Origin of the sequence: Streptomyces sp. NPDC093598 (genome assembly GCF_044764825.1) — a bacterium.
Lineage (GTDB): Bacteria > Actinomycetota > Actinomycetes > Streptomycetales > Streptomycetaceae > Streptomyces.
This window is the reverse complement of sequence record NZ_JBIWIV010000002.1, coordinates 621,432-633,871: the sequence shown is the minus strand read 5'-3', so window position 1 is coordinate 633,871 and position 12,440 is coordinate 621,432. Positions and strand designations below refer to the sequence as shown.

Here is a 12,440-nt window from a genome sequence, read left to right as displayed (position 1 = left end):
ATGTCACACACCACAGGGCCTCGGAAGGGTGCCGACCGGGGTGGCGCAGAACGCGTGGGGACGGTCAGTCGGCCGTGGGGACGACCGTCAGGTGGGAGGCGGTACGGCGGGTGCGGCGCTCCCGGGCCGGAGCGCGGCGGGCCTCGCGCAGGACGAACGTGACCCGGGCGCAGCCCAGTTCCTCGAGCGTCCTGGACGTCTCGACGACGACCCGGCACTCGGTGGCGCCCCTTCGCGGATCGGGGTGCAGCAGCGGCCGTACGGCACCGTCCTGCTCGACGGCGTCCTCGCCGACCGCGCGGATCCAGTGCGGCAGGCCGTGCCGGTAGGCGGCCTCCATGATCGGGTCCTGCGCGATGTCACGGCGGATGGACTGCAGGCCGTGGTCGGGGCCGTGCGTCTCCACGGTCCGCGCGAAGTGGGCGAGCATCGGAAGGCACCAGCTCGCCTCGTGCTCGCCGAGCACCGTGGGGGCGTCGGGGTGGAACAGCACGAACCTGAGGAAGTTGTCGTCCGGCATGGCCGTCGGGTGGGGGCCGACGTCACGGAAAAGTGACCGGAAGGCGCCGTTGGTCAGCACCACGTCCCAGCAGTGGTCGACGACGAGCGAGGGGAAGGAGACACCCTCCAGAAGCCCGGCGTAGTCCTCCAGGTAGGCCTGGGCCTCGGGAGTCTCGGGGACGGGCCGCGGTGCCGGCCGCTGCCCTCCTGCCTGATATGCCATCGGGAGGTCACCCCTCTTGCCTCTGCGGCCTTGACGCGGCGCCCCGATCCTGCTGCCCCGAGCTGAGGCGTGTCAACTATCGTGGCATTCCATGCCTGTTGACGGCTGAAATTGGCCACAGTTGTGGCGAGACCTGGATGTGAGTTCGAAGCACCGGCTACGCTCCGGGAAGTTCACGCCGGGGGTAGGTCACGGCATCCACTTGTGAGAAGCCTGTGAGACACGTAGGAGATCTGTCGGTGACGGGTGGCTTCGTCGAGGGACCGGGCGCCACGCCGACGGCCGTGCTACCGGCCGTCGTCTCCCGTGTCGGCGCGCTCGCCGACCGGCTCGGCGTGCCGCACGCCGAGGTCTTCGACATCGGCCGGCTGTCCGTCGCCTCCGGGGTCCCGGACCCCGTGGTCAAGGCCCTGCTCAGTGGCCGGCCGGCGGGCGAGCCCGATGTGCAGGCGCGGTTCCTGCAGCGCCTGGACCTGCTGCGCCGGACCCGGCTCAAGCCCAACGGCCGCAAGTACACCCAGCAGGAGATCGCCGACGGCGCGGGCATGTCCCGCCAGCAGGCCGGCGCCCTCATCAACGGCGACCGGCGGCCGACCATGGAGCACTGCGACGCCCTCCAGCGGTTCTTCCGGGTGCACGCCGGTTTCCTGACGGCCGAGGACCCCGAGGCGCTCGTGAGCGCCCTCCAGCACACCGAGCAGGAGCTGCTGCAGAAGCTCGCCGACCGCGAGCGGGAGGCGGCCGCTGCGGCGGACGACCCGCTGGAGCGGCTGTTGCAGGACCACGGCGTGCGCGGCATCGCCTGGCGGGCCGCGCAACTGCCCACCGACCAGCACCGCGACAAAGTCGCGGAGTGGCTGGACATGCTCCTGGAGAGCGTCAAGCGGCCCGAGTCGTGACCGTGGGGAGAACTGTGGGCATCGGTAAGGAAATGCGCCGCCTGTGCGGCGAGCTGGTCGCGGAGCTGACCCTCCCCGCCCCGGCACGGCCCGATGAGCTGTACGCGGCCCTGTGCGACGGCATGAGCAGACGCCGCGGCCGCCCCGTCCGCTTCCGTACGGCCGCCTTCCCGCCCGGCACCGCCAGCGGGCTCTGGCTGGACATGGCCGAGCAGGACCTCGTCGTGATCGAGGAACGCACCGCTCCCGATCACCAGTTGGTGATCCTGGGCCACGAGCTGTGGCACATGAAGGCCGGGCACTGCTCCCACCACGTCGAGGGCGCCGCCGTCGCGGCCCGGCTGCTGGACGACGGCGCCGACCTCCAGGCGACCGTGCTGAAGGTCGCCGCACGCACCCGCTTCGACCTCGACGACGAGAAGGAGGCCGAGAGCTTCGGCCTGCTGCTCGCCAGCAAGTGCCGGGCGTGGCTGGCCGGTTCGTCGCGGGGGCCGGTGCAGCGGGACCATCTGGCGGGGCGGATCGAGGCGTCGCTGGGGTATCGCGGACCGCAGGGCTGACAGTCCGTTCGCCGCCGAGCGGGCGAACCGGAGGGCGGCGGGGCCGGATTGTCAGTGGTGGACGGCAAGCTGGGGGTGCGCCACCGCTGCGCGAGGGCGCTTGACCGACGACGCCGACACGGGGAGAGCCGACCGATGCCCACCGCCGTCCTGACCGATCGTGAACGCACCGCCGTCCAGGCCTATCTGCGGCTGCTGCACACCGTCCGGGCCGCCTTCGACCTGGAGGGCGGTCCGCCGCTCGTGCCGCCCACGGTGCTCGCCGAGGCGGAGCAGGCCCTGGAGCGCGCCGGCCTGACCGGCAACGAGGAGGCGTTCTTCCGCCTCCTGGAGAACTGGTGCCCCGAGCCGGGCCCCTGACCTGGTCCTCCGGGAAGGGGGTCCCGAGCCTGCCGGATGACCCCGGCCGTGTGCCGGGAACGGGACGTGGAGCCTGACGGACGACCCGGGCCGCGGGCCGGGAGCAGGCCCCGGCCCCGGCCGGAAGCGGGTGCCGCAGCCCAGCCGCCGGCCCCGGCCGTCCGCCCGGGTTTCCGGGGGCCGAGGGGCAGCCTCGGCCTCGGTTCCGAGGGGGAGGTCCGGGGAGCGGGGTCAGGCGTGGGGGACCGTGACCGCCGTCGCGATCATGCCCCGCCCCGTCGTCCAGCGGCCGTCGAAGTGGGCGACACGGCGGTCACCCACGCGCGGTCCGGGGACGAGCAGCGTCGCCCGGAAGGTGCCGTCGGCGGTGAGCTCGATGTCGGCCTCCATGAAGTCCAGCCACTGTCCGGTGAGGGGGAACCACGCCTTGTAGACGGACTCCTTCGCGCTGAACAGCAGCCGGTCCCAGTGGATGTCGGGGCGCTCGGCCGCCAGCCGCCGCAGCCGGTCGGCCTCGGCCGGCAGGGACACGGACGGCAGGACGCCCTCGGGCAGCGGGCCGTGGATCTCGGCGTCGATGCCGAGGGACGCCAGGTCGGCGACGCGGACCAGGGCGGCGGCACAGAAGCCGTCGCAGTGGGTCATGCTGCCCGCCAGCCCGGCCGGCCAGCCGGGGGCGCCGCGTTCCCCGGGCAGGATCGCCTGCGGCGGCACGCCGAGCTTCTCCATGGCGCTGCGGGCGCAGGAGCGCACGACGGCGAATTCCCTGCGCCGCTTGGCGACCGCCCGTGTCACGAGCGCCGCCTCCTCGGGGTAGAGCGGGGTGGCCGCGTCCTCGTCCCCGTACGCCTCCACGGTGACCACGGTCTCCGGCAGCAGTTCCTCGATCACCGCTCCTCGCCCTCCCTCGGCAGGATGCGCCGCAGCCGCCCCGGCGGCCGGGACCGCTTGCGCCACTCGCGCGGGTAGCCCACCGACACCTCCTCGAAGCGCACGCCCTCGTGCCAGGTGGTGCGGGGGATGTGCAGATGGCCGTAGACCATCGTGTGGACGCGGAACCTGCGGTGCCAGTCGGCGGTCAGGCCGGTGCCGCACCACATGGCGAACTCGGGGTGCCACAGGACGTCCATCGGGTGCCGGTGCAGCGGGTAGTGGTTGACGGGGATCACCGGCAGGTCGCCGGGCAGTTCGGCGAGTCTGCGTTCGGTCTCGGCGACCCGGGCCCGGCACCAGGCCTCCCGGCTCGGGTAGGGGTCGGGGTGCAGCAGGTGCTCGTCGGTGCAGACGATCCCGGTGCCCCGCGCGTACTCCAGGCCCTGCTCCTTGGTCGTGCAGTCGGCCGGCAGGAACGAGTAGTCGTACAGCAGGAACAGCGGGGCGACGGCCACCGGGCCGCCGGGGCCGTCCCAGACGGGGTAGGGGTCCTCGGGTGTCGTGACGCCGAGTTCGCGGCACAGCTCGACCAGATGCTCGTACCGGGCGACACCGCGCAGGGTGACGGAATCGCTCGGATGGGTCCACAACTCGTGGTTGCCGGGCACCCAGACGACCTTGCGGAAGCGGCCCGCGAGCTGCTCGAGGGCCCAGCGGATGTCCGCCACGGTCTCCGCGACGTCCCCGGCCACGAGCAGCCAGTCGTCGTCCGTCCCCGGCCGCATGCCCTCGACCAGGGCGCGGTTCTCCGGGTAACCGATGTGCAGATCGCTGATGGCCAGCAGTTGTGCGGCGCCACCGGCCGTCGACGTCACCTCTCGCCCCCTCCGCGCACCCGGACGCCCCCAAGAGATCACATCCGTGCGACCGGGACAAGAGCGACCCGACGGCCGTGGCGGGAGAATCCTTCACACGCGCGTTGCACGACGAGGCCCGCCGAAGCCGTATGATCTGGCCCAACACCACCGCTGGGAACTTCCCTTTCACAGGGGCGGTTTGGTGTCCCTCCCTTCTTCTGCCCGGGCACGGGCTGCTCAGCCCTGCCCGCGAACCGTGAAAGGCGGCCTGCATGGTCTCTCGCGTACGCGTCTGGCTCAACCGCACGTACGCGGAGAACGTGTTCTTCATGGATCAGCTGCGGAGAAATCCCAGCGACCGGGCCGTCGAGATCCATGCCACCCACGGTGACCCCGACTCGCCCGTGCTGGCCGCCGCCGACACCGCCGAGCTGGAGCCCGAGAACCTGTCCCCCGCCGGGTACGTCGAGTACGCGCTGGACCAGTGCGCGCGGCGCGGGATCGACGTGTTCGTGCCCCGGCTGCACCAGTCGGCGATCGTGGCGCACCGCGCCGAGTTCGAGGCGGCCGGTACGGCGGTGCTGGCGCCGCCGCCCGAGGCCGTGGCCGTCTTCCACGACAAGGTGATCGCCTACGAGGCGGTCCAGGCGATCGGTGTGCCGGTGCCGCCGTGGTACCGGGTCCGCTCGGAGGACGAACTCGTCGCCGCGGTGGAGGAGTTGGAGGCCGGCGGGCACGAGGCGTGCTTCAAGCCGGCGTCCGGGGCCGGCGGGGTGGGCTTCCGCGTGATCACGCGTACGCCCTTCGCGCTGGCGCAGCTGAGCGGGTTCCCGAGCCCGTACGTGCCGCTCGATCTGGTGCTGGAGGCGCTGCGGGGTGCCGGGGAGCCGGTGGACTGGCTGGTGATGCCGCGTCTGGAGCAGCCCGAGGTGTCGGTGGACTGCCTGACCGGCCCGGACAACCGGGTCCGGTTGGCGGTGGGCCGCACCAAGAACGGCCGCCGCCGGGGCTTCACCCTGCACGAGCAGTGGCTGGACCCGGCCCGGCGGATCGCGGAGGGCTTCGGTCTGCACTACCTGTCCAACATCCAGTTCCGGATGTTCGGCGACCGGCCGGTGCTCATGGACGTCAACACCCGCCCGGCCGGCGGACTGCACCAGCTGTCCCTGTGCGGCGTCAACGCCCCCTGGGCGGCGGTGCAGCTGGCCCTGGGCGAGGACCCGGGCGAGATGGCTCCGCCGTTCCTGGGCCAGGACTACACGGTGGTGTCGGGGCCGCGTCCGCTGCGGCCGGTGTCCTTGCCGCAGCAGCGGGCCGAGGCGACCGCGGAGCCGCTTCCCGTGGTGCCCGTCGACTCCGTCGGGGCGCCGGCCCCGCAGGCCACGGTCGAGGCCCTGCCTCTCTAGTGCTCTGACCGGGACATCCGCCGGGGCGGGCGCCCACTGCACGGCACAGGCCAGCGCCTGACCGGCCGTAATTCGCTTGCCCCGGCCACGCGTCAACGCTGCACTGTGGCCGGACACCACGATCGTGGTGCCGGTTTCCGAGGAGGCAGCGGCAGCGATGGAAATTCGTTCCACCACCGATGAGGACCTCGACGTCTTCGTCGACACGGTCCATGCCGCGTTCGGGCACTTCCCGGAGACCCCGACCGAGGGCGGCGGGCTCTGGTGGTCGGCGCTCGAAACGGACCGCTGCCTGCTCGCCCTGACGGTGGACGGGCGGCCGGTCGGCACCGCGGCCACGCACTCCTTCGAGCTGACTCTGCCCGGTGAGACCTTCGTCCCGGCCGCCGGGGTGACCGCCGTCGGCGTCCTGCCCTCGCACCGGCGCCAGGGCGTGCTCCGCGCGATGATGCGGCATCAGCTCACCGAGTTGCGGGCCCGCGGGGAGTTCCTCTCCGTGCTGCTGGCCTCCGAGGCCACGATCTACGGCAGGTTCGGCTACGGACCGGCGACCAGCACGGCGCGGCTGACGGTGCCGCGCCACAGGGCCGCCCTGGCCGTTCCCCGGGCGCGCGCAGTGGCCGACGCACCGGCGACCGGCCCGGACGACGGTTCGGTCGAGGTGCTGCGTCGTGCCGAGTGCGGCGAGATCCTGGAAGAGGTCTACGACCGGTATCGCCGCGCCCAGCCCGGTGCGCTGTCCCGGCCGCACCGCTGGTGGGCCCTGCGCGCGGGGCAGCCCCCGATCTCCCCGGCGCCGCGCTACGTCGCCGTTCACCGTGACACCGACGGCGTCCCGGACGGGTACGCCAGCTACGCGATCGAGTCCGGCACTCTCACGGTCGACGAGACCATCGCCGCCGACGACGCCGTCTTCACGGCCCTGGCCCGGTTCGCGCTCGGACACGACCTGGTCTCCCAGGTCGTCTTCCAGCACATCCCGCCCGATCACCCGCTGCGCCGGCAGCTCGCGGACTTCCGCGCCGGCGAGGTGAGCGGCGACATGGACTGGCTCTGGGTGCGGCTGCTGGACGTCCCGCGTGCGCTGACCGCGCGCGGCTGGTTCACGGACGGTGAGCTCGTCCTTCACGTCGAGGACCCGTTCCTCGGTGAGCACGGCCGCTACCTGCTGACCGTCCGGGACGGCGAAGCCGACTGCGTTCCGACGGACCGGGAGCCCGACCTGTCCCTGGACGTGTGCGACCTGGGCTCCGTCTACCTCGGCGGCACCGCCCCGAGCACGCTGGTGCGTGCCGGACACATCCGGGCCCACCACCCGGGCGCGGCCACCCTGGCTGACGCCCTCTTCCGCGCCGACCGCTCCCCGCACTGCCTGCACTGGTTCTGACCGCGCGCTCGCCCCCCGGCACAGGCTCCGGGTCGCTACACCTGGACGCCGTACCCCCACGCCCGGGCGAGTTCCGTCAGGCGTGGGGGCAGCTCCATGTCCGGGTCGGCGGTGCGGGCCGTCTGGATGCGGCCGGACTTGATGGTGCTGGACCAGTCGCCCAGCTGAGGGCGGAAGGTGCCGTGGTCCCTGCTGCCGTAGTCGAGCATGCTGGGCTCCCAGGGCAGCCCGAGGTGGTCGCAGATGCCGCGGGTGACCCGCTCCGGGCCCGCCGTCAGCTCCTCGTAGGTGATCACATGGGGGTCGAGGCTTCGGCGGGCCTCCTCCAGCTTCTCGCTGTAATGGAGGACCTCGGCGCGGACGGCTTCGGGATCGGGGTCGGCGCGCCGTTCGGTGAGGGAGGCGACGACGGCGCCGGGGTGGCGGAGCAGCAGGATGTAGCGGGCCTGGGGCCAACATCGGCGCAGCCGGGGCCAGATGAGGGTGTTCGGCGGGGTCTTGTCGACGATGACGTCCTTGCCGCTGCGGGTGAGTTCGAGGTGCAGCACCCGGTCCCACAGCACGTGCTCCAGCTCGTCCTTGTCGAGGTGGAGTGCCCGCATGGCGTCCGCGGTGAACTCGCGGGACAGGTTGACGTGCACGGTGCGCAGGTGCATCTCGTGCGGGGCGCGGATGCGGCTGTGACTGTTGAGCAGGACCCGCAGCAGGGTCGATCCGGAGCGCACCGACGACAGGACGAAGACCGGCGAGTCCACCAGCCGGGGGGCGGGTGGGGCGGTGTAGGTCTCGGCGGCCGGGCGGGGGCCCGGGATGGCGTCGAGGTCCCGGCGCGGGGGACTGACCGCCTGCATCACCAGCCTTCCGCGACGCTTCAGTCCCTTGCCGATCGCAGACATACGCGGGTCTCCCACCGTGACACCTTTCCTTTCGCCGGGCATTCCGCATCCCAGGGGGAAGGGGCGAACTCAAGATGTCCAGGAGGCGAACCGGCGTGCTCACGGGCGTCCACATACCGTCCGTGAGCAGGTTACTTTCCCGCTTCTTAAACTTTCGTCAGAATCGGCCGGCTCCGCGGTACAGCTCCAGTTCTCCTTCCAGTTCGACGGCCAGCACCGTGGCGTGCGGGTCGAGGTCCGCCGCCGCGGGGGGTTCGATCCAGAGGATGCCGGGTGTCTCGTGGAGGCCGCCGGTGACGTGATGGGACAGTTCGGTGCCGCTGCCCACGACCGAGACCCTGCGGACTCCGCTGAGCAGGCCGCGGACGTTGATCTCGGCGCGCGGCGCGTCGAAGAGGGTCAGGTAGAGCGTGCGACGGTCCTTGGAGAGGGTGCTCGGGCCGTAGTGATGGCCCGACGGGAGTCCTCGTACGGTTCCGTACACGGCTTCGGCGTGCCCGGCGATCCAGTCGCCGAGCCCTTCCAGCCGCTGAGCCTGCTCGTCCGTGATCGTGCCGTCCTCCCGCGGGCCGACGCTGAGGAGCAGGTTCCCGCCGCCGCCGATGGTCTCGGTGAAGTAGCGGATCAGCTGGTCGACGGACTTGTGGTGGTGGTCGTGGTGCTGGTGGCCCCAGGAGTCGTTGATCGTGAGGCACAGCTCCCAGGGGCCCTGCGGGGGTATGACGGGGGCGCCCTGCTCGGGGGTGGCGTAGTCGCCCTCGCTGAGCATGCGAGCGTTGAAGACGACGTCGGGCACCTCGGAGCGGATGAGGGCGGCGAGTGCGGGGATGCGCCACTGCTCCTCGCTGCGGTCCCACTCGCCGTCGAACCACATCAGGTCGGGCCGGTAGCGGCTGGTGAGTTCGCGGATCTGGCCGTCGCGGTAGGCGAGGAACCTCTCCCAGGCGTCCAGATCCTCGAACTCGGCGGCGACCTCGGAGTAGCGGTTGTCCTGGAGTTCCGGCGGGCGGCCGGGCTTGCGGGTGGAGGCGTAGTCGGGGTGGTTCCAGTCGGAGTGCGAGTAGTAGAGGCCGACCTTGAGGCCCTGCTCGCGCAGGGCCTCGGCGTAGCCGCCGATCAGGTCACGGCCCACGTTCAGGTCGCCGTACGCGGTGTCCCACAGCGCGACCCCGTCATGGTGACGGCTGGTCAGGACGGCGTACTTGGCGCCTGCCCGCGCGAAGAGCCTCGCCCAGTCGCGCGGGTCGTAGCGGGCGGCCGTGAACCGGTCGAGCTGGGACATGTACCGGTCGTGCGGGACGATGTCGTCGTAGAACGACCAGGACTCCTGGACGCCGTCGACGGCGTAGATGCCCCAGTGGACGAAGATGCCGAGCTTGGCGTCCTCGAACCACGGCTGCATGGCCATGGGGTCAGCCCCTCCGGAGGCGCAGGGTCAGGATCTGGAAGGGCCGCAGGGCGAGGGCGACGGCACCGTCGGTGATCTCCGCGTCCTGAAGCGGGCGCTCCAGCAGGTCGGTGATCTGGGCCCCGGCGAGCGGGAACCCGGTGCGCAGGGTGCCGGTGGCGCGGCCGCCGCGGGACTCGTAGAGGCGTACGACGACATCGCCGGAGGCGTCGTCGGCGAGCTTGACCGCCTCCACGGTCACACCCTCGCCCTCGGCGGAGACGACCGGTTCGGGTGCGCCTGCCGCGTCGGCCACCCGGAGCGGCAGGTTGAGGGCGTAGCCCTCGGCGACGGCGTCCTCGATGGTCGCGCCGGGCAGCAGGGCGTAGGTGAAGCGGTGGCGGCCCTGGTCGGCCTCGGGGTCCGGGATGCGCGGGGCGCGGACCAGGCTGAGGCGGACGGTGGTCGTGGTGCCTCCGTCCTCGCGGACCGTGCGGGAGACGTCGTGGCCGTAGGTGGAGTCGTTGATGACGGCGACGCCGTAGCCGGGTTCGCCGAGGTGCACCCAGCGGTGGCCGGAGACCTCGAAGCGGGCCGACTCCCAGCTGGTGTTGGTGTGGGTGGGGCGCTGGATGTGGCCGAACTGGATCTCGGCGGAGGAGTGCGGGGCGCGGATGTCGACCGGGAAGGCCGCCTTGAGAATCTTCTCGGTCTCGTGCCAGTCGATGTCCGTCTCGATGTCGATGCGAGGGCTGCCGGCGCGGACGGTGATGGTCTGGGTGATCGTGGAGCCCTTGCCGAAAACCCGCTCGACACGGATCGCGCCGATCAGCGGGTCCTGCTCGACGACCGTGACGGACGAGGCGTCCAGGAGGTCGGTGTAGCGGTTCTTGTAGTGCTTGTCGATGTCCCAGGCGTCCCAGTAGTTGGGCAGGTCGGTGTGCAGACGGAGCAGGTTGCCCGGCTCGGCCAGGACCTCGCGGCCGGCGCGCAGGTCGCGGACGGAGGCCAGGGTGCCGTCCTCGGCCACCTCGACACGGACCATCCCGTTGTCGAGGACCCGGCCGGCCACCGTCACGGGCTGCGGAGGCGCGGTGTCGGCGAGGGGCGCGGAGCCGCTCGCGGGCACCTGAACGTACACCGGTGCGCCGTCGGCGGTGCGGACCACTTCGGCGCGGTCGTAGGGGCCGGCGTTGAAGACGCGGGGCCCGCCGGCACCCAGTGCGGCCACCGCCTCGGCGGTCAGCGCGTGGAGTTCCTGCGCGACGCGGGCGTACTCAGCCTCGGCCTCGCGGTGCACCCAGGCGATGGAGGAGCCGGGCAGGATGTCGTGGAACTGGTGCAGCAGCACCGTCTTCCAGAGCCGGTCCAGCTTTTCGTGCGGGTAGGTGTAGCCCGGTGCGTGCAGGGCGGCCGTGGTCGCCCAGAGTTCGGCCTCGCGCAGGAGGTGCTCGGAGCGGCGGTTGCCCTGCTTCGTGCGGGCCTGGGAGGTGTAGGTGGCGCGGTGCAGCTCCAGGTAGAGCTCGCCGACCCAGACGGGCGCGTCCGGGTACTCCTCGCGGGCCTTGGCGAAGAACTCGTCGGGGTGTTCGACGACGACCTTCGCTGAGCCCTCCAGGTCGGCCAGCCGGCGGGCGCGTTCCATGATCTCGCGGGTGGGGCCGCCACCGCCGTCGCCCCAGCCGAAGGGGGCCAGGGAGCGGGAGGCGCCGCCCTTCTCCTGGTAGTTGCGGACCGCGCGGGACATCTCCTCGCCGCTGAAGCGGGCGTTGTAGGTGTCGACCGGCGGGAAGTGGGTGAAGATGCGGGTGCCGTCGATGCCCTCCCACCAGAAGGTGTGGTGGGGGAACCGGTTGGTCTGGTTCCAGGAGATCTTCTGGGTGAGGAACCACTCGTTGCCGGCGAGCTTGGCCAGCTGCGGGTAGGCGGCGTTGTAGCCGAAGGAGTCCGGCAGCCACACGCCCTTGGTCTCGATGCCGAAGTGCTCGATGAAGAACCGCTTGCCGTGGATGAACTGGCGGGCGACGGCCTCGCCGCCGGGCAGGTTGCCGTCGGCCTCGACCCACATGCCGCCGACCGGCGCCCACTGACCCTTCTTGACCGACTCCTTGATGCGGGCCCAGACCTTGGGGTGGTTGTCGCGCACCCACTCGTACTGCTGGGCCTGGGAGCAGGCGAAGATGAAGTCGTCGTACTCGTCGGCGAGCGAGGTGACGTTGGAGAAGGTGCGGGACGTCTTGCGCTTGGTCTCGCGGATCGGCCAGAGCCAGGCGGAGTCGATGTGGGCGTGGCCGACGCCGGAGATCGTGTGCGCGCTGGCGTGCGCGGGCTTGGACAGCGCCGGCTTCAGTGCCTCGCGCACCGCGGCGGCCGAGCCGGAGACGTCGTCCAGGTCGAGCAGGTCCATCGCCCGGTCGAGGGCGTGCGCGATCTCGTGCCGGCGCGGGTCGTGCTCGCCGAGCTCCAGCATCAGCTCGCGCAGCACCTGCACATCGAGGTCGAGGTGCCAGACCTCCTCGTCGAGGATGGCGATGTCGGCGGCGCGGAAGGTGTAGAGCGGTCGGTCGCCCGCGGTGAGCTTGTCGCCGAGGGGCGTGGTTTTCGCGAAGTTGTCCGCGAGGATGTCCGGGTTGGAGGCGGCCTCGACCAGGTAGTCGACCGTCTCGCCGCCGCGGGCGGGGTTGGCGATCGCCACGTACTGGTTGAGCGGGTTGACGGCCTTCAGCGGGGTGCCGTCCGTGAGGTGGACGAGGGCCTCGGCCTGGTTGCCGGGCCAGTCGCCGACGAAGCCGAGGTCGATGACGGCCTCGACGCGGCGGCCCGCCCACTCCTCCGGCACCTGCCCGCGCATGCGGAACCAGGTGGTACCCCAGGGCGGACCCCACGGGGTGCCCATGGCGAACGGCTCGTAGGAGGCGGCGGCGGCCTCCTCGAACGGGACCGGCTCCCCGGGGGCCTGCCAGGCCTCCACCTCGAAGGGGACGGTGGCCGCGTAGACGGCGGTCTTGATGCGCTGGTCGTGAAGGCGCTGCACGCGCTCCTCGATGCGGCGGCTCTCGTCGTGCATGGGATGTCTCCAGGAAGCGGGGCG

The 12,440-nt window shown here is 71.9% G+C and carries 11 protein-coding genes; 5 read left to right on the top strand and 6 right to left on the bottom strand.

The annotated features are described in order from the left end of the window. Positions 1 to 64: 64 nt before the first annotated feature. Complete coding sequence (locus tag ACIRDU_RS08855) at positions 65 to 724, bottom strand: hypothetical protein (protein ID WP_403576214.1); 660 nt, start codon at positions 722 to 724, stop codon at positions 65 to 67. A gap of 239 nt (positions 725 to 963) precedes the next feature. On the opposite strand from ACIRDU_RS08855, the gene ACIRDU_RS08850 reads away from it, so the two are divergent. From ACIRDU_RS08850 to ACIRDU_RS08840, 3 genes are all read left to right on the top strand, one after another. Beyond that, positions 964 to 1,623 (top strand): helix-turn-helix transcriptional regulator, encoded by a 660-nt coding sequence (locus tag ACIRDU_RS08850; protein WP_361300244.1) that lies wholly within the window; start codon positions 964 to 966, stop codon positions 1,621 to 1,623. Positions 1,624 to 1,655: 32 nt separating this feature from the next. Next, the gene (locus ACIRDU_RS08845; protein ID WP_403577333.1) at positions 1,656 to 2,183 is read left to right on the top strand and encodes a toxin-antitoxin system, toxin component; all 528 of its coding nucleotides are present in this window, start codon (positions 1,656 to 1,658) and stop codon (positions 2,181 to 2,183) included. A 135-nt stretch (positions 2,184 to 2,318) separates the two neighbouring features. After that, the gene (locus ACIRDU_RS08840; protein ID WP_390978699.1) at positions 2,319 to 2,543 is read left to right on the top strand and encodes a hypothetical protein; all 225 of its coding nucleotides are present in this window, start codon (positions 2,319 to 2,321) and stop codon (positions 2,541 to 2,543) included. A 231-nt stretch (positions 2,544 to 2,774) separates the two neighbouring features. Here ACIRDU_RS08840 and ACIRDU_RS08835 read toward each other — a convergent pair whose 3' ends face one another. Then, on the bottom strand, positions 2,775 to 3,434 hold the full coding sequence (locus ACIRDU_RS08835) for a 4'-phosphopantetheinyl transferase (RefSeq protein ID WP_403576211.1): 660 nt from the start codon (positions 3,432 to 3,434) through the stop codon (positions 2,775 to 2,777). Next, positions 3,431 to 4,291 carry a metallophosphoesterase family protein gene (locus ACIRDU_RS08830; protein ID WP_403576209.1) on the bottom strand — a complete coding sequence of 287 codons (861 nt, stop codon included), beginning with the start codon at positions 4,289 to 4,291 and terminating at the stop codon, positions 3,431 to 3,433. Before ACIRDU_RS08830 ends, ACIRDU_RS08835 begins: the two co-directional genes overlap by 4 nt. A 254-nt stretch (positions 4,292 to 4,545) precedes the next feature. Here ACIRDU_RS08830 and ACIRDU_RS08825 point away from each other — a divergent pair, with 254 nt between their 5' ends. Then, positions 4,546 to 5,679 (top strand): ATP-grasp domain-containing protein, encoded by a 1,134-nt coding sequence (locus tag ACIRDU_RS08825; RefSeq protein WP_403576207.1) that lies wholly within the window; start codon positions 4,546 to 4,548, stop codon positions 5,677 to 5,679. A gap of 157 nt (positions 5,680 to 5,836) precedes the next feature. Continuing rightward, positions 5,837 to 7,066 carry a GNAT family N-acetyltransferase gene (locus ACIRDU_RS08820; protein ID WP_403576205.1) on the top strand — a complete coding sequence of 410 codons (1,230 nt, stop codon included), beginning with the start codon at positions 5,837 to 5,839 and terminating at the stop codon, positions 7,064 to 7,066. Positions 7,067 to 7,101: 35 nt separating this feature from the next. Here the strand turns inward: ACIRDU_RS08820 and ACIRDU_RS08815 are convergent, their stop codons facing one another. From ACIRDU_RS08815 to ACIRDU_RS08805, 3 genes are all read right to left on the bottom strand, one after another. Next, positions 7,102 to 7,962, bottom strand: coding sequence for a sulfotransferase family protein (locus ACIRDU_RS08815; RefSeq protein ID WP_403576203.1), 861 nt, complete (start codon positions 7,960 to 7,962; stop codon positions 7,102 to 7,104). 157 nt (positions 7,963 to 8,119) lie between these two features. Continuing rightward, entirely contained in the window at positions 8,120 to 9,370 is a 1,251-nt protein-coding gene (locus ACIRDU_RS08810) for an alpha-L-fucosidase (RefSeq protein ID WP_403576201.1), read from the bottom strand. A 4-nt stretch (positions 9,371 to 9,374) separates the two neighbouring features. Beyond that, positions 9,375 to 12,416 carry an alpha-mannosidase gene (locus ACIRDU_RS08805; RefSeq protein WP_403576199.1) on the bottom strand — a complete coding sequence of 1,014 codons (3,042 nt, stop codon included), beginning with the start codon at positions 12,414 to 12,416 and terminating at the stop codon, positions 9,375 to 9,377. Positions 12,417 to 12,440 lie beyond the last annotated feature (24 nt).

What these genes read in the sequence shown, in the direction of transcription:
- ACIRDU_RS08855 (WP_403576214.1), bottom strand. Translation starts at nt 724, where the DNA reads ATGGCATATCAGGCAGGAGGGCAGCGGCCGGCACCGCGGCCCGTCCCC.
- ACIRDU_RS08845 (WP_403577333.1), top strand. Translation starts at nt 1,656, where the DNA reads ATGCGCCGCCTGTGCGGCGAGCTGGTCGCGGAGCTGACCCTCCCCGCC.
- ACIRDU_RS08840 (WP_390978699.1), top strand. Translation starts at nt 2,319, where the DNA reads ATGCCCACCGCCGTCCTGACCGATCGTGAACGCACCGCCGTCCAGGCC.
- ACIRDU_RS08825 (WP_403576207.1), top strand. Translation starts at nt 4,546, where the DNA reads ATGGTCTCTCGCGTACGCGTCTGGCTCAACCGCACGTACGCGGAGAAC.
- ACIRDU_RS08820 (WP_403576205.1), top strand. Translation starts at nt 5,837, where the DNA reads ATGGAAATTCGTTCCACCACCGATGAGGACCTCGACGTCTTCGTCGAC.
- ACIRDU_RS08815 (WP_403576203.1), bottom strand. Translation starts at nt 7,962, where the DNA reads ATGTCTGCGATCGGCAAGGGACTGAAGCGTCGCGGAAGGCTGGTGATG.
- ACIRDU_RS08810 (WP_403576201.1), bottom strand. Translation starts at nt 9,370, where the DNA reads ATGGCCATGCAGCCGTGGTTCGAGGACGCCAAGCTCGGCATCTTCGTC.
- ACIRDU_RS08805 (WP_403576199.1), bottom strand. Translation starts at nt 12,416, where the DNA reads ATGCACGACGAGAGCCGCCGCATCGAGGAGCGCGTGCAGCGCCTTCAC.